Here is a 22,634-nt window from a genome sequence, read left to right on the forward strand (position 1 = left end):
CTTCTTCGCCACGCACGACCTGCTGAACGCTAGGCTGCATTAGCGATCACGGTCTTGCAACCAACGCGCAGCCGCTGTTCGAGCCCGTGCATCGGCCGAGAGCACGTCTGCGAGACAGCGAGCCGGCACCGACGCTTCCAGCGCGAGAACGTCCTCGATGATACTCGCGATTTCGGTGAAGCGAATGCGACCGCTGAGGAACGCGTCAACCGCCACTTCGTTCGCGGCATTGAGCATCGCCGGTGCCGTGCCACCTTCCTGAGCAGCTTGTCGGGCAATGCGCAAACACGGAAATCTCTTCTCGTCGGGCGCTTCGAAGTCCAGCCGCCCGGTCTTCAGCAAATCGAGCGCCGATACGCCAGAGTCGATTCGCTCCGGCCAGGCCAATGCATGGGCGATCGGGGTGCGCATGTCGGGGTTGCCCAACTGGGCCAGGACCGAGCCATCGACATAGTCGACCATCGAATGGATGACGCTTTGTGGATGGATGACCACCTCGACCTGTTCTGGGCGCGCATCGAACAACCAGCACGCCTCGATCAGCTCGAGCCCCTTGTTCATCATGCTGGCTGAATCCACCGATATCTTGCGCCCCATGGACCAATTCGGGTGAGCACAGGCCTGGTCAGCCGTAACGGCGGCCAGTTGATCCAAGGGGAGCTGGCGGAAAGGTCCACCGGATGCAGTGAGCAGAATTCGCCTTACGCCGATGCCGCTAAGCCCCTGCGAATAGTTGGTGGGCAAGCACTGAAATATCGCGTTGTGCTCACTGTCGATCGGCAACAGCACCGCCTCGCTGTCGCGTAGCGCCTGCATGAACAAAGCGCCGGACATGACCAGCGCCTCTTTGTTCGCCAGCAACACTCGCTTGCTCGCCTGAACGGCAGCCAGCGTCGGTCGCAGACCCGCGGCACCAACGATCGCCGCCATGACCACATCGGCCTCGGGGTGCGCCGCAACCTCGCTCAACCCGCCCTCACCCACCAACACACGAGTCTTGATTGAGTCGCTATCGAGCCGGCGCTGCAGCTCGCGCGCCTTGTCAGTGTCACCCACCACGGCATAGCGGGGACGATGCCGGCAGCACAACTGGTGCAGCTCCGCGACCCGACTGAACGCCGTGAGTGCAAATGCCTGGTACCGATCAGGATGACGCGCAATGACGTCCAAGGTGCTCAGTCCGATCGATCCCGTCGCACCGAGGACCGTCACTTGCAAAGGGCCGCTCACCAGGCACCCCAACCAGCCAGCCACAACAGAACAGTGAACACCGGCACCGCCGCGGTCAGACTGTCGATGCGATCCATCACGCCGCCATGGCCCGGAAGCAGCTGGCTGCTGTCCTTGATGCCCGAGCTGCGCTTGAACATGCTTTCAGTCAAATCACCCACGACCGAGATCACCACGACCAGCGCCGCGCCGAGCAGGGCCAACGCCAGCTCCCGCGGCGACCAGACTTGATACAAACCGACACACAGCGTGATCAACAAGCTGGTGATCAGGCCGCCAATCAGGCCTTCCCAGCTTTTGCCCGGACTGACCTGCGGCGCCAGCTTGCGGCGTCCGAAGGTTTTACCGGAAAAATAGGCGCCAATGTCGGCGGCCCAAACCAGCACCATGACCGCGACGATCAACCAGTTGCCTTGCGGCCATTGCTTGAGCACCACCAACGCCTGCCATGCCGGCAACAGAATCAACGCACCGATCACCAGGCTGCCTAGCGATCCACCCCAATAGCGCTGGCTGTCTGGATAACCGAGCACCAACGCCGTCGCGGCCAGCCACCAGATCACGCTTAGCGGAAGCAACCAGGCGGTAAGCCCCGGCAACCGATACAGCACCAGCACCAACAAGGCGATCAGCAACGCATAGCCGACTCGCGCAACCTGATTGGCAAACCCCGCCAGACGCGCCCATTCCCAAGCCCCGAGAACCACAACGAGGCCAATGAACACTGCGAACGCGGGCCCCTCGAGAAGAAAGAAGCCGATCAGCGCAATCGGCAGTAGCACTGCCGCGGTGATGATGCGTTGTTTCAACATTCTGCTCGGACCTCCGTCTCGACCTGATCGCCGGTCTTGCCGAAACGCCGTTGCCGCTTGGCGAAATCCGCCAGCGCGGTGCGCATGGCATCGTGCTTGAAATCCGGCCAGAACAGGTCGGAGAAATACAGCTCGGCGTAGGCCAGCTGCCATAACAGAAAATTGCTGATGCGACGCTCGCCGCCGGTACGAATGCAAAGATCCGGCACCGGCATGTCGCCTGTCGCCAGATAGCTCTGGAAAAGAGCCGGCGAAACCTTGTCCGGATCCAGCAGGCCCGCCTGTGCCTCACGCGCCATGCGCTGTGCGGCCTGGAGGATGTCCCACTGGCCGCCGTAGTTCGCCGCCACCTGAAGCACGAAGCGGCCCCGGCCGGCAGTCATCTCTTCGGCTTCGAGCATCGCCGCCTGCAACTCTGGATGAAAGCGGGAGCGGTCGCCGATGATCCGCAGGCTGATGCCGTTCTCGTTGAGCTTGCGCGCTTCCCGACGCAGCGCCGTCAGGAACAGCTCCATCAGCGCCCCGACCTCGTCGGCCGGCCGCTGCCAGTTCTCGCTGGAGAAGGCAAACAGCGTCAGCACCTCGACGCCGGCCTCGGCGCAGACTTCAATGACCGCGCGTACCGCGTCGACGCCAGCCTTGTGACCCGCGACGCCCGGCAAAAGGCGCCGCTTTGCCCAACGATTGTTGCCATCCATGATAACTGCGACATGACGGGGTACATTCCGCCCGGCAGTCCGCCTGACCTTTTCCATGAAACGACTCTACCTGCGCTCAATCACGCTGCGAACAATGGGAGAAACAGCCAATGGCAGTTTCCGGGGATACGGCTGCATAACCCCTTGCGCCCCGACCCCAGCAGGATCGGAGCGCTCCGACGCGAGCAGTACGGACGAGGTCCAGTACAGCAACGTCAAACAGCCATCAGGTCTGTTTCCTTGCCTTCAAGCGCCTTGTCGATTTCCGCAACGTACTTGTCGGTCAGCTTTTGAACGTCATCCTGAGCGCGACGTTCCTCGTCTTCACTGATTTCCTTCTCTTTGACCAGATCCTTGAGCTGGGCGAGCGCATCACGGCGAATGTTGCGTACAGCAACCCGTGCGTTCTCGGCCTCACCACGCGCCTGCTTGGTATAGCCCTTGCGCGTCTCCTCGGTCAGCGCCGGCATCGGGACGCGGATGGTGGTGCCAGCGGTAGCCGGGTTCAGCCCGAGGTCGGACGTCATGATGGCTTTTTCCACGGCCTGGATCATGCCTTTGTCGAAGACGGTCAGTGCGAGGGTACGCGAGTCTTCGGCGACCACGTTGGCAATCTGACGCAACGGCGTATCGCTACCGTAGTAAGACACCATCACGCCGTCGAGGATGCTCGGGTGGGCGCGGCCGGTACGAATCTTGGCGAAGGCATGTCCCAGGGATTCCAGGGTTTTCTTCATGCGCTCCTGGGCGTCTTGCTTAATCTCGTTGATCATTGGGTCAGTTCCTCGATCAGGGTTCCTTCAGCGCCGCCGAGCACGATGTTGAGCAGGGCGCCGGGCTTGTTCATATTGAACACCCGCAGCGGCATGTTGTGGTCGCGGCACAGGCAAATGGCTGTCAGATCCATGACGCCCAGCTTGCGATCCAGCACGTCATCATAGGTCAGCTGCTCGAATTTCTCGGCATTCGGATCCTTGAAAGGATCGGCCGTGTAGACGCCATCGACCTTGGTGGCCTTGAGCACGACATCGGCATGGATCTCGATGGCACGCAAGCAAGCAGCCGAGTCGGTGGTGAAGAACGGATTACCGGTACCGGCCGAGAAGATCACGACCTCCCCGCTCTTGAGATGACGCATCGCTTTGCGACGATCGTAATGATCCGTCACCCCAACCATGGAAATCGCCGACATTACCAACGCGGGAATATTGGATCGCTCCAGGGCGTCACGCATGGCCAGCGAGTTCATCACCGTGGCCAGCATACCCATATGATCACCAGTGACGCGATCCATGCCGGCAGCGGAAAGCGCTGCACCGCGGAACAGGTTGCCACCGCCGATGACCAGGCCAACCTCGACGCCGATCCCGACCAGTTGCCCGACCTCCAGGGCCATGCGATCGAGCACCTTGGGATCAATGCCGAAGTCTTCCGACCCCATCAAGGCTTCGCCGCTTAATTTAAGCAGAATGCGTTTATAGCGAGGATTGCGTGCACTCATCTGCTGAGCCATTGGCGTTGTTTCTCCTGCGGCGTTTGTATGGCCAGATTGGCGTTACGGCCAGAAAATAATCTGCGCTATGACAGCGCAATCACGATTTGGTGCCAAGCGGCGACTATAAGCGTGGCGAAAAAACTTTTCCGCCCACCAATCCGACGAAGAGGCCGCGCGCGTGAGCGGGCAGCCTCTTCGAGGACAGCGCAAGCGTATTACTGCTTGGTAGCGGCGACCTGTGCAGCTACTTCGGCAGCGAAGTCGACCTCGGCGCGCTCGATGCCTTCGCCTACTTCGTAACGAACGAAGGAAACGATTTCGGCACCGGCCTTCTTCGCCAGTTCGCCAACCTTGACATCCGGATCCTTGACGAACGGCTGCTCGACCAGGCTGGCCTCAGCCAGGAACTTGCTGATACGACCAGCAACCATCTTCTCGACGATCTCGGCAGGCTTGCCCTTGATCTTGTCTTCGTTCAGCGCCATGAAGATTTCCTTCTCCTTGGCCACCGCTTCCTCGGACACTTGCGATGGGTCGAGGAACTGCGGGTTGCTGGCGGCGACGTGCATGGCGATTTCCTTCGCCAGCTCGACATTGCCACCCTTCAGGGCAACCAGCACACCGATGCGATGGCCATGCAGATAGGAACCGATCAGGTCACCTTCAACCGCAGTCAGGCGGCGGATGTTGACGTTTTCGCCACACTTGGCCACCAGGGCTTCACGATCGCTTTCCTGCGCCGCGATCAGCGGAGCGGCATCGGTCATGTTCTCGGCAAAGGCTTTTTCCACGCTGCTGCTGACGAAATTCTTGAAGTCGTCCTGCAGGGCCAGGAAGTCGGTCTGCGAGTTGACTTCGATAATCACGGCACGCTTGTTGTCGTCGGCAACCTTGACGGCGATCGAACCTTCAGCGGCGATGTTACCGGCCTTCTTCGCAGCCTTGATCGCACCAGCGGCGCGCATGTCATCAATGGCTTTTTCGATATCACCACCGGCAGCGGTGAGTGCTTTTTTGCAATCCATCATGCCTTGGCCAGTACGCTCGCGCAGTTCTTTAACCAGGGCTGCAGTAATCTCTGCCATGTTCGCAAATCCTCTCGATTCGATTTTCGATCATCGTCCAGCAATCGGACGATCAATTCGGAAGTGGCAAAAAGGGGGCATAGCCCCCTCCTTGTTCAACGGGTATCAGCTAGGCGACTGTTGCGCTCAGCCTTGGGCCGCCTCAGGAGCTGCTTCTTCGACGAACTCGTCATTTCCACCAGCGGTGTTCTGACGGCCGCGAACCACGGCATCAGCCATGGAGCCCAGGTATAGTTGCACGGCGCGGATGGCATCATCGTTACCGGGGATGATGTAGTCGACGCCTTCCGGGCTGCTGTTTGTATCGACAACGCCGATAACCGGGATGCCCAGCTTGTTAGCTTCGGAAATCGCGATGCGCTCGTGATCGACGTCGATCACGAACATGGCGTCCGGCAGGCCGCCCATATCCTTGATACCACCCAGGCTGCGCTCGAGCTTCTCGAGGTCGCGGGTACGCATCAGGGCTTCTTTCTTGGTCAGCTTCTCGAAGGTGCCGTCCTGGGACTGGACTTCCAGGTCGCGCAGACGCTTGATCGAGGCACGGATGGTCTTGTAGTTGGTCAGCATGCCGCCCAACCAGCGATGATCGACGTACGGAGAACCGCAGCGAGCGGCTTCTTCACGGACGATCTTGCCAGCGGAACGCTTGGTGCCGACGAACAGAATCTTGTTCTTGCCAGCTGCCAGCTTCTCAACGAAACGCAGGGCGTCGTTGAACATCGGCAGGGTTTTTTCGAGGTTGATGATGTGAATCTTGTTACGCGCGCCAAAGATGTATTTATCCATCTTCGGGTTCCAGTAACGGGTCTGGTGGCCGAAGTGCACACCGGCCTTCAGCATATCGCGCATAGTGACTTGAGACATGGGACTTCCTCAGAATAAGTCGGGTTAGGCCTCCACGCGTCCCGATATCCAACTCTTTCGAGCACCCAGGATACCGTGTCGACACGTGTGTGGGGTCAGGCTCGGCGGGCAGTCCCGCAGAGCGGCGCGTTTTATAGCATAAAGACGAGCAGGAGGCCAGGCAGATTTCAAACAGCCCTGCGCACTGCCCTTCCCGTTCAGCCTTCAGTCTCCAGCGCCTTTATCGGCTCTCGGCCCATTTGGTTTATCATTTGCGCCTTCGTTTTTCCGCCTGCGCCTCTTGGCGCCAAGAGGGTTGCATGACCGTTTCAATCAAGACACCTGAAGATATCGAGAAAATGCGCATCGCCGGTCGCCTCGCCGCAGAGGTGCTCGAAATGATCGGTGAGCACGTCAAGCCGGGCGTCACCACCGACGAGCTCGACCGTCTCTGCCATGATCACATCGTCAACGTTCAGCAGGCCATTCCCGCCCCGCTCAACTACAAGGGCTTCCCGAAGTCGATCTGCACCTCGATCAACCATGTGGTGTGCCACGGCATACCCAACGACAAGCCGTTGAAGGATGGCGATATCCTCAATATCGACATCACCGTCATCAAGGACGGCTATCACGGCGATACCAGCAAGATGTTCATGGTCGGCAAGACCCCGGAATGGGCCGAGCGCCTGTGCAAGGTCACCCAGGAATGCCTATATAAAGGAATCGAGATAGTTCGCCCTGGCGCCCGTCTTGGCGATATCGGCGAAGTCATCCAGAAGCACGCCGAGAAGAACGGTTTCTCGGTCGTTCGCGAATACTGCGGTCACGGCATCGGCAAGGTCTTCCACGAGGAGCCCCAGGTACTTCACTACGGGCGCGCCGGCACCGGTCTCGAACTGAAGGAAGGCATGACCTTCACCATCGAACCGATGATCAACCAGGGTCGTTCGGAGACACGCCTGCTCGGCGACGGCTGGACTGCGATCACCAAGGACCGCAAGCTGTCGGCGCAGTGGGAGCACACCATTCTCGTTACCGCTGACGGCTACGAGATCTTTACCCTGCGCAGCGATGACACCATCGCCCGCACGTCGCCATGATCGCGGCTTAACCTAACGATGCTCTGACGGAGGGCGACGGCATGCCTCAGGTTGATCCCGAATTGTTCGACGGCAGCCAGTTCCAGGCTGAGCTGGCACTCAAGGCCAGCCCCATCGCCGCCTTCAAGAAAGTCATTCGCAAGGCCCGGGAAGTTCTCGACGCCCGCTTCGTGGCGGGCCGTGACATCCGCCGCCTGATCGAAGATCGCGCCTGGTTCATCGATCAGATCTTGCGGGCCGCCTGGGGACGCTTCGACTGGGACAGCGGCGCCGAGATCGCACTGGTCGCCGTAGGCGGTTATGGTCGTGGCGAGCTGCACCCCTATTCAGATATCGACCTGCTGATCCTGCTCGATGACAGCGATCACGAGAAATTCCGCAACTCGATCGAAGGGTTCCTGACCCTGCTGTGGGATATTGGCCTGGAGGTCGGCCAGAGCGTGCGCTCTGTCCAGGAATGCGCCGAGGAAGCCCGTGCCGACCTGACCGTCATTACCAACCTGATGGAAAGCCGCACCATTGCCGGCCCCGAGCATCTGCGACAAAAGATGCTGAAGGTCACCAGCCCATCGGAAATGTGGCCCAGCAAGGAGTTCTTTCTCGCCAAGCGCAACGAGCAGGCGGCGCGCCATTCCAAATACAACAACACCGAATACAACCTGGAGCCGAACGTCAAAGGCTCTCCCGGCGGCCTGCGTGATATCCAGACGATCCTCTGGATCGCGCGACGCCAGTTCGGCAGCCTGAACCTCGGTGCGATCGTTGACCAGGGCTTTCTGACCGAGGGCGAGTATTCGTTGCTGGTTTCCAGCCAGGAGTTCATCTGGCGCGTGCGCTACGGCCTGCACATGCTCGCGGGGCGCGCCGAAGATCGCTTGCTGTTCGATCATCAACGCAGCCTGGCTGCGTTGCTAGGCTACGAGGACAGCGACGCCAAGCTGGCGATCGAACGCTTCATGCAGAAGTACTACCGCGTGGTCATGAGCATTTCGGAGCTCAGCGATCTGGTGGGCCAGCACTTCGCGGAAGTCATTCTCTGGGAAGGCGACAGCGGCAAGGCCGAGCCGCTCAATAGTCGCTTTCTGGTACGCGACGGTTATCTCGAGGTCGCTAACGACACGGTATTCAAGCGCAGGCCTTTCGCGATCCTGGAGATTTTCGTGTTGCTCGCGCAGCACCCGGAAATCAAAGGTGTTCGAGCGGAGACGATTCGCCTGCTGCGCGATCATCGCTATCTGATCGATGATGATTTTCGAGGCGATATTCGCAATACCAGCCTGTTCGTCGAGCTGTTCAAGTGCAAGGAAGGTATTCACCGCAACCTTCGGCGAATGAACCGCTACGGAATCCTAGGGCGCTATCTGCCGGAATTCGGCCATATCGTTGGGCAGATGCAGCACGACCTCTTCCATATCTACACGGTCGATGCCCACACCCTGAACGTCATCAAATACCTGCGCAAGCTGAGCAAGCCCGGGGTGGCAGAGAAATACCCGCTGGCCAGCAAGCTGGTGGAGCGCCTGCCCAAACCCGAACTTATCTACATTGCCGGGCTGTATCACGACATCGCCAAAGGCCGCGGCGGTGATCATTCCGAGTTGGGCGCGGTGGATGCCCAGGCATTCTGCACGCGTCACAAGCTCCCGGCATGGGATACGCGATTGGTGGTCTGGCTGGTAGAAAACCATCTGGTGATGTCCACCACCGCGCAGCGCAAGGACCTGTCCGATCCGCAGGTGATCAACGATTTCGCCCAGCAGGTCGGCGACGAGACCCATCTGGATTATCTCTACGTGCTGACGGTCGCCGACATCAACGCGACCAACCCCACGCTGTGGAACTCGTGGCGGGCCAGCCTGCTACGCCAACTCTACACCGAGACCAAACGGGCCCTGCGCCGCGGCCTGGAAAACCCGCTGGACCGCGAGGAGCAGATACGCCAGACCCAACGTGCCGCGCTCGACAACCTGGTGCGCAACGGCACCGACCCCGACGACGCGGAACAGCTCTGGTCCCAGCTGGGTGACGATTACTTCATGCGCCACAGCTCCACCGACGTCGCCTGGCACACCGAGGCCATCATCGAGCATCCGAGCGATGGCGGTCCGCTGGTCCTGATCAAGGAGACCACGCAACGCGAGTTCGAAGGCGGCACGCAGATCTTCATCTATGCACCCGACCAGCACGATTTCTTCGCGGTCACGGTCGCTGCGATGGACCAGCTCAACCTGAACATCCACGACGCCCGCATCATCACGTCCAGCAGCCAGTTCACCCTCGACACCTACATCGTCCTGGACGCCGACGGTACGCCGATCGGCAACGACCCCGAACGCACCGAGGAAATTCGCCAGGGATTGATCGATGCCCTGCGCAACCCGGAAGACTACCTGACCATCATCCAGAAGCGCGTGCCGCGGCAGCTCAAGCATTTCGCCTTCCCGCCGCAGGTCACCATCCACAACGACACACAGCGACCGCAGACGATCATCGAAGTGGTGGCGCCCGACCGTCCCGGACTCCTGGCGCGTATCGGCCAGCTATTCCTCGACTTCGATCTCTCGGTACAGAACGCCAAGATCGCGACACTGGGGGAGCGTGTCGAGGACGTGTTCTTCGTGACCAATGCAGATAATCAGCCGCTGTCGGACCCGCAACTGTGCATGCGACTGCAGCAGGCGATGATCAAGCAGCTCTCGCAGGAAAACGAGCATCAGCCCTCCCCCAGCAGTTTCGTTATCTGAAGACGCGTCGAGGCAGATCAATCCCAGGGTTTGCCGCGGGTCCGCTCGGTATACGGCAGCCTCTGCTGCATCGCCGCCTTGGCCAGGACGTGGGCGCTCACCGGAGCGGTCAGAAACAGGAACAGGGTGATCAGCACTTCATGCACGCTCAGCCCTTCGCCCTGGCTGCCGAAGAAGATCATCGAACCCAACACGATGCCACCCACGCCCATGGTGCTGGCCTTCGTCGGGCCGTGAAGCCGGGTAAAAAAATCGGGCAGACGGTACAGGCCGATCGCCCCGACCAACGCGAACACACTGCCGACGACGAGAAAGACGCTGACCAGCAACTCGATCCAGAATGACATCTTCAGCCCTCAGTCAATGATTTCGCCGTGCAACAGGTGCTTGCCCACCGCAACGGTACCGACGAAACCCATTACGGCGATGAGCAACGCCGCCTCGAAGAACAGATCGGACGCCAGCCAGATACCGAACAGGACGATCAACGCCAGCGCATTGATGTACAGCGTGTCCAGCGCCAGTACCCGGTCGGGCATGTCCGGGCCGCGGACCAGTCGAATCACGTTCAGGACAGCGCCCAACCCGACCAGTGCCATGCACAGCGGAATCACGTACGTGAGCATTGGAACATCTCCAGCAAGGGCTTTTCGTAGCGGTTCTTCACCTCGGCGACCAGCGCTTCGGCGTCGGGCGCATCGAGCGCGTGAATCAACAGCACCCGATGATCCGACCGCAACGAAGCCGATACCGTACCAGGGGTAAGCGAGATGATGCTCGTCAGCACGGCGAGAACGAAGGGGTGTTCGATGTCCATCGGAACCTCGACAAATGCCGGTTGCAGGCGACTGGTCGGCCCCAGCACCAGCTTGGCCACGTGAAGATTGGCAACGCCGATGTCGTAGAACACCTTCAGGCTGAACAGGCAGAGCTTCAGCGGACGGCGAACCTTCGGCAGGTCGATCAGGAACCCCTGCACCAGTAGCGGGATCGCCAAACCAAGCACCAGGCCAAGCAGAACCTGGCCAACGCTCAGCGTGTTGTTGAGCATCAGCCAGAGCAGCGTCAGCAGCAGGGTCAGGCCCGGATTGGGTAATACACGAGCGATCATTGGTCGTGCCCTCGAACGATTTCCAGGTAGGGCCCAAGATCGAACAGCTGCGCGGCGACTGCCTGCATGTACGCCTGGATCGGTTGCGCCGCGACGACCAGCACCACACTGCCGAGCAACAGCCCGAATGCCGCCGATACGCGAACATTGTCGGCCGCCCGACCAACGCTGACCGCCGCGCTCGGACGCCAGAAAACCATGCTACCGGCGCGCCCCAGGGCGATCAGCATTCCCAGCCCGCCGACGAGAATCACTGGCCAGAGCAGCGCCGCATCGATAGTCGGAGGGACCGCTCGCAACAACATGACCTTACCCAGGAAGCCGGAAAACGGTGGCAGCCCGGCGATGGAAATAGCGCCGGCGAAAAACAGCGTACCGAGCAGCAAAGGCTGCTTTAGCGCCGGCGCCGAAATCAGTTCGCTGGCCGTATCGCCACGCTGTCGGGCGATAACGTCAGCCAGGAGAAACAGCCCACCGGAGACCAGGGTGCTGTGCAGCAGATAATAAAGCGCCGCTGCCAACCCCGCCTCCGTACCGAGCGCAACGCCCGCCAGCAAAGTGCCGACCGAGACCACCACCAGGTAGGACAGCAGGATCTGCAGGTTGCGCGCCGCCAGCGCCCCCAACACGCCGCCCGCCAACGTCAGCATCGACAGCGGCCACAGCCAGTCGAGCGCCATGTTGCTCAGCGCTCCGGCCTGGCTGCCGAAGATGAGGACGAAGACGCGGATGATGGCGTACAGCCCGATCTTGGTCATGATCGCGAACAGCGCTGCGACAGGCGCCGTCGCCGAGGCGTAGGCGCGCGGCAACCAGAAATACAACGGCAGAATGGCTGCCTTCAACGCGAACACCACCAGCAGAAGAAAGCCCGCCGCCGCCAGTAACGGAGCATCGGCCGGGTCGGCGGCACTGACGCGCACCGCCAGGTCGGCCATGTTCAGGGTCCCGGTCAGGCCGTACAGCATGCTGGCGCCAATCAGGAACAACGACGAGCCCAGCAGATTCAGCACCACATAATGAACGCCCGCACGAACACGCTTGGCGCCGTGTCCGTGGAGCAGCAATGCATACGAGGCAATCAGCAGGATTTCGAAGAACACGAACAGGTTGAACAGGTCGCCAGTCAGGAAGGCGCCATTGATACCCGCCAGCTGGAACTGGAACAGCGCATGGAAATTCGGGCCGCGCTCGTCATCGCCGCGTACCGCATAGAGCACCGCAAAGCCCGCGAGCACCGCGGTGACGACGAGCATCAAGGCGCTGAGCCGATCAAGCATCAGCATGATGCCGAATGGCGGCCGCCAGTCGCCCAACCGATACACCGTCAGCACACCGGAATCCGCCTGCGTTAGCAGCACGAGGGTCAGCGGGATCAGCAGCCAGGTTGCAATCAGCGACAAGCCGCGCTTGACCTGCATGCTCTGCCGGTGCGCCAGCAGCAACACGCACCCCATCAACAACGGCAGCAGCAGCGGAAGGATCAACGCATGATTCATTCGCGCGGCTCCCGACCGTCAACGTGGTCGGTACGCAATTCGCCCAGACCACGCAGCGAGAGCACCACCACGAACGCCGTCATGGCGAAGCCGATGACGATGGCGGTCAGCACCAGCGCCTGCGGCAGCGGATCACTGTACTCGGCGCTTTGCCCGATAATGGCCGGGATACCCGAGGCAAGGCGACCCATGGCAAAAATGAACAGATTGACCGCGTAGGAAATCAGGGTCAGCCCCATGACCACCGGAAACAACCGGGCGCGAAGAAGCAGGTAGACACCGCTGGCCATCATCACTCCGAGCGTTATCGCGAACACCGCCTCCATCAAAGCACCTCCTTGCACGACTCGTCCTGGCTGACATGCGCCAGGTTGGAAAGGATCAGCAACGTCGCACCGACTACCGTCAGGTAAACGCCCAGATCGAAGATCATCGCCGTTGCCAGCTCGAACTCGCCGATCAGCGGAAGATGGAAATGGCCGAACGCGGACGTCAGGAATGGCCGGCCGAACAGCCAGCTGCCGAGCCCGGTCAGTCCAGCGATCAGCACGCCAAGGCCCGCCACGCTGTGATAGCTGAACGGTTGCCGCTGCTGCGCCCAGACCACGCCATGGGAGATGTACTGAAGGATCAACGCAACGGCTGTGATAAGACCGGCGATAAAGCCGCCTCCGGGCAGGTTGTGCCCGCGCAGGAAGATGAAAACGGACACCAGCAACGCCATCGGCAACAGCACCCGGGAAAGCGTATCGAGCACCATAGGATGACGGTCGGTTGACCATAGACGCCCACCGTAGTCGCGAACCGGATGCGGCAGGCGCAGCCCGTTTAGTAGGCCATAGATGCCCACGGCGGCAATGGCCAGCACCGAAATCTCACCGAGCGTATCGAATCCGCGGAAGTCCACCAGGATGACGTTGACCACGTTGCTGCCGCCGCCACCCGACAGGCTGTTTTCCAGGAAGTAGCTGGCAATGCTGTCGTACGGGCGCGTCAGGACGGCGTAGGCGAGCAGCGCGACCATGGTGCCGAACGTGCCCGCGAGTATCAGGTCACGAAAACTGCGCAAGCTGCTCGACTCGACCGGTGTGCGATCAGGCATGAAGAACAATGCCAGGATCAGCAGGATGATGGTCACCACCTCGACCGAAATCTGGGTCAGCGCCAGGTCCGGTGCGGAATAACGCGCGAACACCAGGGAGACCAGCAGGCCGACCACGCTGAGCACCATCAATGCCGTGAGCCGGCGGCGATGGAACAGCACGGTCATCACCGAAGCCAGCACCAGTATGACCAGCCCGAGCACGGTAAAGCCGTCCAGCGGCGTCATCGCCACCGAGCCTCTCAGGGAACGCAACGGCGTCAATGCATAGACGACCACCAGCAACGAGCTGAGCAGAACGAGCGCCAGATAGCGCTGCAACGAGCCGCTCTCCATCCGTTCAGTCACCCAGCGCGCGGTGGCGGCGATATCGTTGACCACGCGCGCATAGACCTGCAGGGAATCGACGCGCGGCAATCCGTCGTACCAGCGGAACGCCCACTTGCGCATCAGATAGATCAGCAAGCCGCCGCCAAGGGCTACGAAACTCATGGTCAAAGGCAGATTGACGCCGTGCCAGATCGCCAGGCTGTATTCAGGCACATCACCACCCAGGCTGCCGGCCACCGCCGCGGCCAGCAACGGCGCCACCGTGTAGGCCGGCAACATGCCGACCAGCAGGCAGAGCAGCACCAGGATCTCGACGGGAATCTTCATGTACCGGGCGGGTTCGTGCGGCGGGTACTTGGGCAGGTCGATGGGCTCGCCATTGAAGAAGACGTCATGCACGAAACGCAGCGAGTAGGCGACCGAGAAGGCACTGGCCAGGGTAGCCAGAGCGGGAATCGTCCAGTAGAAGCTACCCAGCAGGTGCTGATCCAACGTCTCGGCAAAGAACATTTCCTTGCTCAGGAAACCATTGAGCAACGGCACCCCGGCCATCGCCAGCGACGCCACCATCGCCAGCGCCGCCGTGTGAGGCATGTATTTCAGCATCCCGTTGATGCGGCGCATGTCGCGCGTTCCGGTCTCGTGATCGATGATGCCGGCGGCCATGAACAGTGACGCCTTGAACGTGGCGTGGTTGATGATGTGGAAGATCGCCGCCACCGGTCCCAGCCGCGAATCGAGCCCGAACAACAGCGTGATCAAGCCGAGGTGGCTGATGGTCGAGTACGCCAGCAGCCCCTTGAGATCGTGCTGAAAGAGCGCCAGCACGGCTCCGATCAACAGCGTCGCCAGGCCCGTCAAGCTGACCAGATAGAACCACCACTCCGAGTCGGATAGCGCAGGATACAGGCGGGCCAGGAGGAATACGCCGGCCTTGACCATGGTTGCCGAATGCAGAAACGCCGATACCGGGGTCGGTGCGGCCATGGCCTGGGGCAGCCAGAAGTGAAAGGGAAACTGCGCCGATTTGGTGAAAACCCCTAGCAGGATCAGGATCAGCGTCAGCGGATACAGGGCATTTGCGCGTATCAGGTCGCCAGAGACGAGCACGGTGCTCAGCTCGAAACTGCCCACGATATGGCCCACCAGCAGGATTCCTGCGAGCAAGGCGAGCCCTCCCCCACCCGTCACGGTGAGCGCCATCCGGGCGCCTTGGCGTGCATCGGAGCGATGATGCCAGAAGCCGATCAAGAGGAACGAGGAGAGGCTGGTCAGCTCCCAGAACATCAACATCAACAGCAGGTTTTCGGCCAGCACGACGCCCAGCATGGCGCCCATGAACAGCAGAAAGAAGCTGAAGAAGCGACCCATTGGCTCGCTTTTAGACAGGTAGTAGCGCGCGTAGAGGATGACCAGCAGGCCGATGCCCAGGATCAACAAGGCAAACAGGAAGCCCAGTCCATCCAACCTGAGACTGAGATTCAAGCCCAGCTCCGGAAGCCAGGGCACGGTCACTATCTGCGTCTCGCCACCAAACACTGCCGCACGCTTGGACAACAGCAGTACCAAAGCCAACAACGGCGCCATGCCAGCACCGAATGCGCAGGCAGACCTGCCGAAACGCTCGAGCAGCAGCGGCAGGCAAATGCCAAGAAATGGCAAAGCGATGATCAGCGCAAGCGCCATGAAAAAACCCCTTGAGCCGCGCGCGCACGCGGCAGTTATCCGTTACGGCCAGCCGAGCCCAAGCCCCGCGCCTGCGGTGTGCGCCGATTATCCATACCGATTACAACAACGTCATGAGTTGATGTATTTCGAAAAACGAAAAGGCGCGGCCGAACGACCGTAACACGGTATTCGAGCCACGCCATTTCAATACGCGGCAAGCATGAATCGCCCGCCAACGACCCCTCTCGTTTCCATCAGCGGGGGCGGTTTGCTGCTGCGCTCACCGGCCCGCCGAGCGAACGGGCTCAGGGAGCGATACGACTGGTGCCATTGACGGTCATGATGCGCACGCGCTGGCCCACACGAAACACCTGATTCGGCTCGACTTCCTGGACATAGGCACGCATGTTGCCATCATCCTCGCGCACGGTGATCTCGACGCCCTGCGCGCGGGTGATACCCTCTTCCGCCGCCGCGCCGAGCATGCCACCCGCCACTGCGCCGATCACGGCTGCGACCGCACTACCACGACCGCCACCGACGCCGCTGCCGGCAATACCGCCGACGACCGCACCGGCGCCGCTACCGATTGGCGTCTTGGTACCCTCGAGCTTCACCGGACGCAGTGATTCGATGGTTCCATAGCGAACGGTCTGCACCGTACGCGCCTCGTCCCGGGAATAGGAATCTCCGGTAAGGTTCGATGTACAACCGCCGATGGCCAGCGCGATCGCCGTGAAGGACGCAATGAAAATGGAGTTACGCATAGATGTATTCTCCTGGGAAAAGATGTTCGTCCCAACCGGATCAAGCAGACGCCGTGGCGAAATGACGCTTGGCAAAGGCGTCGTCCTGACTCAGCATGCCTGCAATTAGGACCCCACTTTACCCGAGGCGATCCCGCCTCGCATGCACATCGCTTAGCCGGGCCGCTTCACGAGCATATCCATGGATTACTTCATCATCACGGTGGTCACGCTAGCCGGACTGATCTTCCACGCCTGGCTGTTCGTTCGCTTCCGGCGCTGGGCTGATAGGGATCTGGCGTTATCGCTAGCTGGAGACGACCCGCAGAAGCGCGAATGGGCATTGCAGCGGCTGGCTGCCGCAAAACAGGCGCGGGTCAAGAGGAAGGACTTGCAGCCCTGGCTCGAACGCGAGCTGGAGCGCTACCACGAGCGCTGACGCGGAGCGGGCCGGCGCGCGGTTGCGGGTCGCAAGCAGAGCTTGCTCCTACAGAGAATGGTGTTCGTCTTCGCATGGATCAGGACGTGCTGGTTCTTCTGTAGGAGCGGCCTCTGGCCGCGACCGAGGCCTTCGCGTGGCTGCGGGTCGCAAGCAGATTTCGACCCTGGAGACAGCACCGTGGTGGTGCCGTCTGCGACTCAGGGTGCCAGGCGCTCTCGCTGCCAGGTACCCGCAACATGGCGATAGTTCAGGCGGTCATGCAAACGGCTGGGGCGCCCCTGCCAGAACTCGATTCGCTCAGGCAGCAATCGGTAGCCCCCCCAATGCGGCGGGCAATGCGGCGCTTGATCAAGAAAGCGCTGTTCGGTTTCGGCAAGAAGCCGCTCCAGTTCCGCGCGGTCGCTAATCACTCGGCTCTGGGGCGAAGCCCAAGCCCCCAGACGGCTACCCAGCGGGCGCACCTGATAATAGGCGTCAGACTCCTCGGCACTGACCTTTTCCACCCGTCCCTCGATTCGCACTTGGCGCTCCAGGCTCGGCCAGAAGAAGGTCATCGCCGCGAACGGACGAGCTGCCAGTTGCTCGGCCTTGGCACTGTCATAGTTACTGAAGAAAGTGAAACCGCGTTTATCCAGCACCTTGAGCAACAGCACGCGGCAATGGGGGCGCCCATCGGCATCGACCGTCGCCAGGGTCATTGCGTTCGGCTCGACGGGTAGCTGTTCTGTCTTCACTGCATCTTCGAACCATTGCCGGAAGAGTGCGAATGGCTCGTCCGGCGCGTTGGCTTCACTGAGGCCCTCGCGGGTATAGTCGCGGCGCATATCGGCCAGGGTCTGGGTCATCACAGCGATTCCTGTAAAGAGTCGAAGCCAGAGCTTACTTGTTTGCGCGCAGATCTCTCTTGACTCAACGCAAAGCGCACCGGGGAGATGCGCTCGGCGAGGCTCTATTTACTCTTGGCGACTTCTACCGTAGCCACCTGGGTAGGTGTGGCAGGTGTCTCGCTGTACTGGGCAATCAACGCCAACAGCGTCGCCTGAGGGGCCAGCATCATCTCCACGCGACGGTTCAGTGCGCGCCCTTCTTCGTTTTCGTTCGAGGCGCGGGGCATATCCGAACCCAGGCCACGAATGCGCAACCGGTCGTGCTTCAGACCGCTGAGACGGAAGATCGCCGCAACGGCGCCGGCACGCTTGCGGCTGATGTCACGATTGATATCAGCCGAACCAGTGCTGTCAGCATGCCCCAGCACGACGACAGCCGTTTTATCGTCACCTTCCACCAGCTTCGCCACACGGCTAATGGGGCCAAGCGTGACGGGCAACAGCATGCCAGGACGGTCGGGATTGAAAGATGAATCGACGGGAGCCGTGACGATCAGCACACCGTCGCGGCGCTCGACCTCGAAGCGGCTGTCTTTCAATGCCTCGCGCAAACGCGGCTCGTAATCATCCAGCCAGGCCCGGTCCAGCACCGGCTCCGGGACTGCGGCGACTTCGACCGGCTTTTCGCCCTTGGAGCTGCAACCAGCCATAACGATGCAAAGAATGAGAGAGGCGCTTTTCAGCCAGTTCATGAGCCACGATTCCGTAGGTGATTTTTTGCGAATACAAGCTGCGTAAGGTGAGCACGCAGCTTAAGCAAGGATTTGTCTCAAATTGTGGACGCAGGTCCTTGTTCTGAAAAGCCCACCCGGGAAGAACAGACGAGCGGTTCAGTCCAGGCAGGCTTTGACGCTCCTGGCCAGCGCTTGCGCGCGTGGGTCCATGAGTACGTACGGCCCGAGCGTATTGGTGACGTACCCGAACGCGACATCATAATGCGGATCGGCAAAGCCGATACAGCCCCCAGCGCCAGGATGCCCGAAAGCGCCCGGCCCCATCGAGAAGGTCGCGTTTTCGACGTCCGGTTGATCCAGCCAGCAACCGAGGGCGAAACGGGTGCGGCTCAGCAAAGTGCGGTCTTCACCGATGCAATGCTCACGCGTCATCTCGGCCGATAGCTCGTCTTCGAGCAGTTCGCCGCGCAGCAGCCCGTCATAGAATCCGGCCAGCGCGCGCGCGTTGCCGTGTCCGTTGGCGGCGGGTTGAGCCATCCGGCGCCACTCCGGCTTGTTGGCGCTGTTCATGATCGATGGCGGATTGGTGAAAGCGAGTGCGGTAAGCGACTGCGGATCGCCGGTCAGGGCCTTGAACACGCGCTGGGCGGCGGCATCGCCGAAGTTGTTCTTCTGTCGGGTCAGGTAACCGACACGATCGAATTCAGCCTCGGCCAGACCGATATGGAAATCCAGACCCAGGGGCCGAGCGGTGCGTGCGACGATCGCTTCACCCGGCTCGCGGCCGTCGGCGCGGCGAATCAGCTCTCCGAGCAGCCAGCCGTAGGTAATCGCAGCGTAACCATGACCGTCGCCTGGGGTCCACCATGGGCTTTCGGCCGCCAGCGCTGCCGTCATCGTATCCCAGTCATATAACGCCTCAGGCGGGAGCGGCTGACGAATGGCCGGCAAACCGGCCCGATGGCAGAGTAGCTGCCGTAACGTGATGGCCTGCTTGCCGTTGGCGGCAAATTCAGGCCACACCCGCGCAACGGGTTCGTCCAGTTGCAGCTTGCCCTCGGCCACCAGTTGCAGGGCAGCGACGGCGGTGAAGGTCTTGGTGCAGGAAAACAGATTGACCAGGGTGTCCTCTTGCCATGGCTGCTCGCCGGCGTTGTCCGCCACACCAGCCCAGAGGTCGACCACCGTTTCGCCTCCGACCTTGACGCAAACAGCAGCCCCGCGCTGCTGGGTATGTTCGAACAGGTCGCTGAAGGTCTCTTTGACCGCTTCGAAACGAAGATCGAAATATCCATGGATCTGCACGCTTGCTACCCCCGCAATATAGGTTCGGCCTATTGTTTCAGCCGCACCGAAGCATGGAAACAGACTTGTCGGCCATTACCGAAGCCATTAACCATTTGAATGGCCAGACATGCTGCCCGCGTCGGACCGAATGGCACGCTAGCCAACCTCGCGCCGGAACGGAGGCAACGCGTTGAGAATCGCCTTGCCATAACGCTGAGTAACCACTCGCCGGTCGAGCAAGGTGATGGTGCCGCGGTCCTCCTCGGTACGCAGCAACCGCCCGCAGGCCTGCACCAGCCGCAATGACGCATCCGGCACGGCGATCTCCATGAAGGGATTGCCACCGCGCGCTTCGATCCACTCGGCCAGCGCCGCCTCGACCGGATCGTCGGGTACCGCAAAGGGAATCTTGGCGATCACCACGTGCTCGCAATACGCCCCAGGAAGATCAACCCCCTCAGCGAAGCTGGCAAGCCCGAACAACACGCTCTTCTCGCCGTCATCCACACGCGCCTTGTGCTTGTTCAGCGTCTCCTGCTTGGACAGATTGCCCTGAATCAACACCCGCCGGCGCCAGTCACGCTCCAGACCGTCGAATACGTCCTGCATCTGTTTGCGCGATGAAAACAGCACGAGCGTGCCACGCGAAGCCTCAACCAGCGCAGGCAGGTCACGCACGATGGCTGCGGTATGCCCCGCCGCATCTCGCGGGTCAGCCTTGAGATCAGGCACGCGCAGCACACCGGCGTCAGCATGATGAAAGGGGCTGGGGACTACCGCGGTCACCGCGCAGCGCGGCAGGCCGGCGCGCATGCGATACCGGTCGAAGCTGTTGAGCGCGGTCAGCGTCGCGGAGGTGACCAGCGCGCCATAGCAGACATTCCACAGATTGCGCCGTAACGTCTCGGCCGCCAGGATCGGACTCGCATTGACCTCGATGTCGAACAGCGCTCCGCCCTCGGCCAGAGTCAGCCAGCGCGCCATCGGCGGACTGTCTTCCGGGTCGTCGGCGGTGAAGGCCGTCCACAATTCACAGTTGCCCTGCGCCCGGGTCAGCAGACTGCCGAACAGCGGATACCATTCCTCGGCCTGATGACTGGCGATACCAACGCCCGCCTCGCCATCCATCGCCTCTTTCAGCAGCTCGGTCAGCCGTGTGAACAGGTCGTTGAGCTTGGCGAAGCCCTTCTTCAGCTCGACGCCCAGCTCGACCAGATGTTCGGGCACCACGCCACCGACAAAACGGTGCCGAGGTCGCTCGCGGCCCTCCATGTCTTCCCCGGCCTTGAAATCGGCCAGCTGCTCGCAGGCGCTGAACATGAATTGCTGCTGACTGCGCAGGTCGCGGGCGATTTCCGGGACCGCCTCGATCAGCCGGCCGAGATCGCCCGGTAGTGGGTGCTGGGCGAGCAGCTTGGTCAGGTTCTTTTCGACTTGGGCAAGCCAGTCGGCAGTCGAGCGCAACCGTGTGAAGTGCGCGAAGTGGCCGATGGCCTTGTCCGGCAAATGATGCCCCTCGTCGAACACATAGAGGGTATCGCGCGGATCGGGCAGCACCGCCCCGCCGCCCAGCGCCAGATCGGCCAACACCATGTCGTGGTTGGTCACGATAACATCGACTTTCGTCATGCCCTCGCGGGCCTTGTAGAAGGCGCACTGCTGGAAATTCGGGCAATGCCGGCCCGTGCACTGACTGTGATCGGTGGTCAGGCGCGCCCAGTCCGGGTCGGCCAGCTCCTCCGGCCAACTGTCGCGATCGCCGTCCCAACGATTACCGGCAAGCTTTTCGATCATGCTGCCGAACAACTTCTCGCTGCGTTCATCCACGTCGATGCGGAAGCCTTCTTCCTCGAACAGCTGGGCGGTGGCGCTCTGAGCCTGACCTTCCTGAAGCAGGACATCGAGCTTGGACAGGCACAGGTAGCGACCGCGACCCTTGGCCAGGGCGAAGGAAAAGTTCAGGCCGCTGTTGCGCATCAGATCAGGCAGATCCTTGTGCACGATCTGCTCTTGCAGCGCGACGGTGGCCGTCGCGATCACCAGGCGCTTGCCCGCCGCCTTGGCCGTGGGAATGGCCGCCAGGCTGTAGGCGACCGTCTTGCCGGTACCGGTGCCGGCCTCGACCGCGACCACTGCCGGCTCCCCGTCCCGGCGACCTTCGTCGTCAGCCTTGATCGCGCCCAGCACCTTGGCCACTTCGGCGATCATCAGACGCTGGCCATAGCGGGGCTTCAGGCCTTTGGCTTCGAGAAATCGAGAGTAGGCGCCCTGGATCTGGGACTTGAGTTCGGTGCTGAGCATGGGCGCGGAAGCTGTATATATTTTCAGTATTTCGAGTGGGTGGCTATGATAGCGCGCGTTCGCCCAATCGCCACCGGAGATTTGCCCATGACCGCTTTCGCTCTGCCCTATTCGCTCCACGTACTGGCCGCCATGATCTGGGTCGGGGGCATGTTCTTCGCCTGGATGGTGCTGCGGCCCGCCGCCGTCTCCGAGCTGCAGGCACCCGAACGGCTGAAACTATGGGCCGAGGTGTTTCGCCGTTTCTTCAAATGGGTCTGGGTCACGCTACTGGTCTTACCGATCAGCGGAGTCGGCATGTGGCACATGCGCTTCGACGGACTGGATGCGGCGCCCCGCTACGTGCACATCATGGCCGGCCTGTTTCTGGCGATGCTGGCGTTGTTTCTGCGCATTCAATTGCTCCAGCTGCCCGAGCTGAAGCGCGCCATCGCGGCGCAGGACTGGCCTGAAGGCGGAGCGGCACTCGGAAAGATTCGCCGGTTGGTGGGCATCAACCTGCTGCTAGGCCTGGCCGTCATCGCGCTGGCCTCCGCCAGACCGATGCTCTGAGCAACCGAGGCAAGCAGGCTCG

General features: G+C 61.3%; 22 protein-coding genes. 4 read left to right on the top strand and 18 right to left on the bottom strand.

The window, feature by feature from the left end; all coding sequences use genetic code 11:
* Positions 1–39 precede the first annotated feature (39 nt).
* The 7 genes from ispC to rpsB all read right to left on the bottom strand — a co-directional run bounded on the left by ispC (position 40) and on the right by rpsB (position 6,187).
* Positions 40–1,230: a 1-deoxy-D-xylulose-5-phosphate reductoisomerase gene (gene ispC / locus KCX70_RS15590; RefSeq protein ID WP_021206585.1), complete on the bottom strand. Its 1,191-nt coding sequence runs from the start codon at positions 1,228–1,230 to the stop codon at positions 40–42.
* Positions 1,227–2,042, bottom strand: a complete 816-nt coding sequence (locus tag KCX70_RS15595) for a phosphatidate cytidylyltransferase (RefSeq protein ID WP_021206586.1) — start codon at positions 2,040–2,042, stop codon at positions 1,227–1,229. The genes ispC and KCX70_RS15595 overlap by 4 nt, the downstream gene beginning before the upstream one ends.
* Positions 2,036–2,797, bottom strand: a complete 762-nt coding sequence (gene uppS / locus KCX70_RS15600; RefSeq protein ID WP_021206587.1) for a polyprenyl diphosphate synthase — start codon at positions 2,795–2,797, stop codon at positions 2,036–2,038. The genes KCX70_RS15595 and uppS overlap by 7 nt, the downstream gene beginning before the upstream one ends.
* A 158-nt stretch (positions 2,798–2,955) precedes the next feature.
* Positions 2,956–3,513, bottom strand: coding sequence for a ribosome recycling factor (frr, locus tag KCX70_RS15605; RefSeq protein WP_102852347.1), 558 nt, complete (start codon positions 3,511–3,513; stop codon positions 2,956–2,958).
* A complete protein-coding gene (gene pyrH, locus KCX70_RS15610) occupies positions 3,510–4,253 on the bottom strand; it encodes a UMP kinase (RefSeq protein WP_021206589.1) in 744 nt (247 codons plus the stop codon). The genes frr and pyrH overlap by 4 nt, the downstream gene beginning before the upstream one ends.
* A gap of 197 nt (positions 4,254–4,450) precedes the next feature.
* Entirely contained in the window at positions 4,451–5,320 is an 870-nt protein-coding gene (gene tsf / locus KCX70_RS15615) for a translation elongation factor Ts (RefSeq protein WP_021206590.1), read from the bottom strand.
* Positions 5,321–5,446: 126 nt separating this feature from the next.
* Positions 5,447–6,187 carry a 30S ribosomal protein S2 gene (gene rpsB, locus KCX70_RS15620; RefSeq protein ID WP_021206591.1) on the bottom strand — a complete coding sequence of 247 codons (741 nt, stop codon included), beginning with the start codon at positions 6,185–6,187 and terminating at the stop codon, positions 5,447–5,449.
* A 299-nt stretch (positions 6,188–6,486) separates the two neighbouring features.
* Here rpsB and map point away from each other — a divergent pair, with 299 nt between their 5' ends.
* Both map and KCX70_RS15630 read left to right on the top strand, forming a co-directional pair.
* Positions 6,487–7,269 (top strand): type I methionyl aminopeptidase, encoded by a 783-nt coding sequence (map, locus tag KCX70_RS15625; RefSeq protein ID WP_021206592.1) that lies wholly within the window; start codon positions 6,487–6,489, stop codon positions 7,267–7,269.
* Positions 7,270–7,310: 41 nt separating this feature from the next.
* Entirely contained in the window at positions 7,311–10,013 is a 2,703-nt protein-coding gene (locus tag KCX70_RS15630) for a [protein-PII] uridylyltransferase (RefSeq protein WP_212618087.1), read from the top strand.
* Positions 10,014–10,030: 17 nt separating this feature from the next.
* On the opposite strand, the gene KCX70_RS15635 is transcribed toward KCX70_RS15630, so the two are convergent.
* The 7 genes from KCX70_RS15635 to KCX70_RS15665 form a co-directional block, all read right to left on the bottom strand.
* Positions 10,031–10,360, bottom strand: a complete 330-nt coding sequence (locus tag KCX70_RS15635; RefSeq protein ID WP_021206594.1) for a Na+/H+ antiporter subunit G — start codon at positions 10,358–10,360, stop codon at positions 10,031–10,033.
* A gap of 9 nt (positions 10,361–10,369) precedes the next feature.
* The gene (locus KCX70_RS15640; RefSeq protein ID WP_021206595.1) at positions 10,370–10,639 is read right to left on the bottom strand and encodes a K+/H+ antiporter subunit F; all 270 of its coding nucleotides are present in this window, start codon (positions 10,637–10,639) and stop codon (positions 10,370–10,372) included.
* Positions 10,624–11,124 (bottom strand): Na+/H+ antiporter subunit E, encoded by a 501-nt coding sequence (locus KCX70_RS15645; protein WP_021206596.1) that lies wholly within the window; start codon positions 11,122–11,124, stop codon positions 10,624–10,626. Before KCX70_RS15645 ends, KCX70_RS15640 begins: the two co-directional genes overlap by 16 nt.
* Entirely contained in the window at positions 11,121–12,623 is a 1,503-nt protein-coding gene (locus KCX70_RS15650) for a monovalent cation/H+ antiporter subunit D (RefSeq protein WP_212618088.1), read from the bottom strand. Before KCX70_RS15650 ends, KCX70_RS15645 begins: the two co-directional genes overlap by 4 nt.
* Positions 12,620–12,949 (bottom strand): Na+/H+ antiporter subunit C, encoded by a 330-nt coding sequence (locus KCX70_RS15655; protein ID WP_021206598.1) that lies wholly within the window; start codon positions 12,947–12,949, stop codon positions 12,620–12,622. The genes KCX70_RS15650 and KCX70_RS15655 overlap by 4 nt, the downstream gene beginning before the upstream one ends.
* Positions 12,949–15,741 (bottom strand): monovalent cation/H+ antiporter subunit A, encoded by a 2,793-nt coding sequence (locus KCX70_RS15660; RefSeq protein ID WP_212618089.1) that lies wholly within the window; start codon positions 15,739–15,741, stop codon positions 12,949–12,951. The genes KCX70_RS15655 and KCX70_RS15660 overlap by 1 nt, the downstream gene beginning before the upstream one ends.
* Positions 15,742–16,028: 287 nt before the next feature.
* Entirely contained in the window at positions 16,029–16,490 is a 462-nt protein-coding gene (locus KCX70_RS15665; protein WP_021206600.1) for a glycine zipper domain-containing protein, read from the bottom strand.
* Between the two features lie 181 nt (positions 16,491–16,671).
* On the opposite strand from KCX70_RS15665, the gene KCX70_RS15670 reads away from it, so the two are divergent.
* Positions 16,672–16,908, top strand: coding sequence for a hypothetical protein (locus tag KCX70_RS15670; protein WP_212618090.1), 237 nt, complete (start codon positions 16,672–16,674; stop codon positions 16,906–16,908).
* A gap of 200 nt (positions 16,909–17,108) precedes the next feature.
* Here the strand turns inward: KCX70_RS15670 and pdxH are convergent, their stop codons facing one another.
* From pdxH to dinG, 4 genes are all read right to left on the bottom strand, one after another.
* A complete protein-coding gene (pdxH, locus tag KCX70_RS15675) occupies positions 17,109–17,756 on the bottom strand; it encodes a pyridoxamine 5'-phosphate oxidase (RefSeq protein WP_212618091.1) in 648 nt (215 codons plus the stop codon).
* A 104-nt stretch (positions 17,757–17,860) separates the two neighbouring features.
* Complete coding sequence (locus KCX70_RS15680) at positions 17,861–18,490, bottom strand: OmpA family protein (protein ID WP_021206603.1); 630 nt, start codon at positions 18,488–18,490, stop codon at positions 17,861–17,863.
* 138 nt (positions 18,491–18,628) lie between these two features.
* Entirely contained in the window at positions 18,629–19,777 is a 1,149-nt protein-coding gene (locus KCX70_RS15685; protein ID WP_212618092.1) for a serine hydrolase domain-containing protein, read from the bottom strand.
* 138 nt (positions 19,778–19,915) lie between these two features.
* The gene (gene dinG / locus KCX70_RS15690) at positions 19,916–22,060 is read right to left on the bottom strand and encodes an ATP-dependent DNA helicase DinG (protein WP_212618093.1); all 2,145 of its coding nucleotides are present in this window, start codon (positions 22,058–22,060) and stop codon (positions 19,916–19,918) included.
* 87 nt (positions 22,061–22,147) lie between these two features.
* On the opposite strand from dinG, the gene KCX70_RS15695 reads away from it, so the two are divergent.
* Positions 22,148–22,612, top strand: a complete 465-nt coding sequence (locus KCX70_RS15695) for a CopD family protein (RefSeq protein ID WP_212618094.1) — start codon at positions 22,148–22,150, stop codon at positions 22,610–22,612.
* Positions 22,613–22,634 lie beyond the last annotated feature (22 nt).

Source organism: Stutzerimonas stutzeri (assembly GCF_018138085.1).
GTDB lineage: Bacteria > Pseudomonadota > Gammaproteobacteria > Pseudomonadales > Pseudomonadaceae > Stutzerimonas > Stutzerimonas stutzeri_AI.

Bases quoted from the DNA above. Each gene is read 5' to 3' on its own strand.
- KCX70_RS15595 (WP_021206586.1), bottom strand. From the start codon at position 2,042: ATGTTGAAACAACGCATCATCACCGCGGCAGTGCTACTGCCGATTGCG.
- uppS (WP_021206587.1), bottom strand. From the start codon at position 2,797: ATGGAAAAGGTCAGGCGGACTGCCGGGCGGAATGTACCCCGTCATGTC.
- frr (WP_102852347.1), bottom strand. From the start codon at position 3,513: ATGATCAACGAGATTAAGCAAGACGCCCAGGAGCGCATGAAGAAAACC.
- pyrH (WP_021206589.1), bottom strand. From the start codon at position 4,253: ATGGCTCAGCAGATGAGTGCACGCAATCCTCGCTATAAACGCATTCTG.
- tsf (WP_021206590.1), bottom strand. From the start codon at position 5,320: ATGGCAGAGATTACTGCAGCCCTGGTTAAAGAACTGCGCGAGCGTACT.
- rpsB (WP_021206591.1), bottom strand. From the start codon at position 6,187: ATGTCTCAAGTCACTATGCGCGATATGCTGAAGGCCGGTGTGCACTTC.
- map (WP_021206592.1), top strand. From the start codon at position 6,487: ATGACCGTTTCAATCAAGACACCTGAAGATATCGAGAAAATGCGCATC.
- KCX70_RS15630 (WP_212618087.1), top strand. From the start codon at position 7,311: ATGCCTCAGGTTGATCCCGAATTGTTCGACGGCAGCCAGTTCCAGGCT.
- KCX70_RS15635 (WP_021206594.1), bottom strand. From the start codon at position 10,360: ATGTCATTCTGGATCGAGTTGCTGGTCAGCGTCTTTCTCGTCGTCGGC.
- KCX70_RS15640 (WP_021206595.1), bottom strand. From the start codon at position 10,639: ATGCTCACGTACGTGATTCCGCTGTGCATGGCACTGGTCGGGTTGGGC.
- KCX70_RS15645 (WP_021206596.1), bottom strand. From the start codon at position 11,124: ATGATCGCTCGTGTATTACCCAATCCGGGCCTGACCCTGCTGCTGACG.
- KCX70_RS15650 (WP_212618088.1), bottom strand. From the start codon at position 12,623: ATGAATCATGCGTTGATCCTTCCGCTGCTGCTGCCGTTGTTGATGGGG.
- KCX70_RS15655 (WP_021206598.1), bottom strand. From the start codon at position 12,949: ATGGAGGCGGTGTTCGCGATAACGCTCGGAGTGATGATGGCCAGCGGT.
- KCX70_RS15660 (WP_212618089.1), bottom strand. From the start codon at position 15,741: ATGGCGCTTGCGCTGATCATCGCTTTGCCATTTCTTGGCATTTGCCTG.
- KCX70_RS15665 (WP_021206600.1), bottom strand. From the start codon at position 16,490: ATGCGTAACTCCATTTTCATTGCGTCCTTCACGGCGATCGCGCTGGCC.
- KCX70_RS15670 (WP_212618090.1), top strand. From the start codon at position 16,672: ATGGATTACTTCATCATCACGGTGGTCACGCTAGCCGGACTGATCTTC.
- pdxH (WP_212618091.1), bottom strand. From the start codon at position 17,756: ATGACCCAGACCCTGGCCGATATGCGCCGCGACTATACCCGCGAGGGC.
- KCX70_RS15680 (WP_021206603.1), bottom strand. From the start codon at position 18,490: ATGAACTGGCTGAAAAGCGCCTCTCTCATTCTTTGCATCGTTATGGCT.
- dinG (WP_212618093.1), bottom strand. From the start codon at position 22,060: ATGCTCAGCACCGAACTCAAGTCCCAGATCCAGGGCGCCTACTCTCGA.
- KCX70_RS15695 (WP_212618094.1), top strand. From the start codon at position 22,148: ATGACCGCTTTCGCTCTGCCCTATTCGCTCCACGTACTGGCCGCCATG.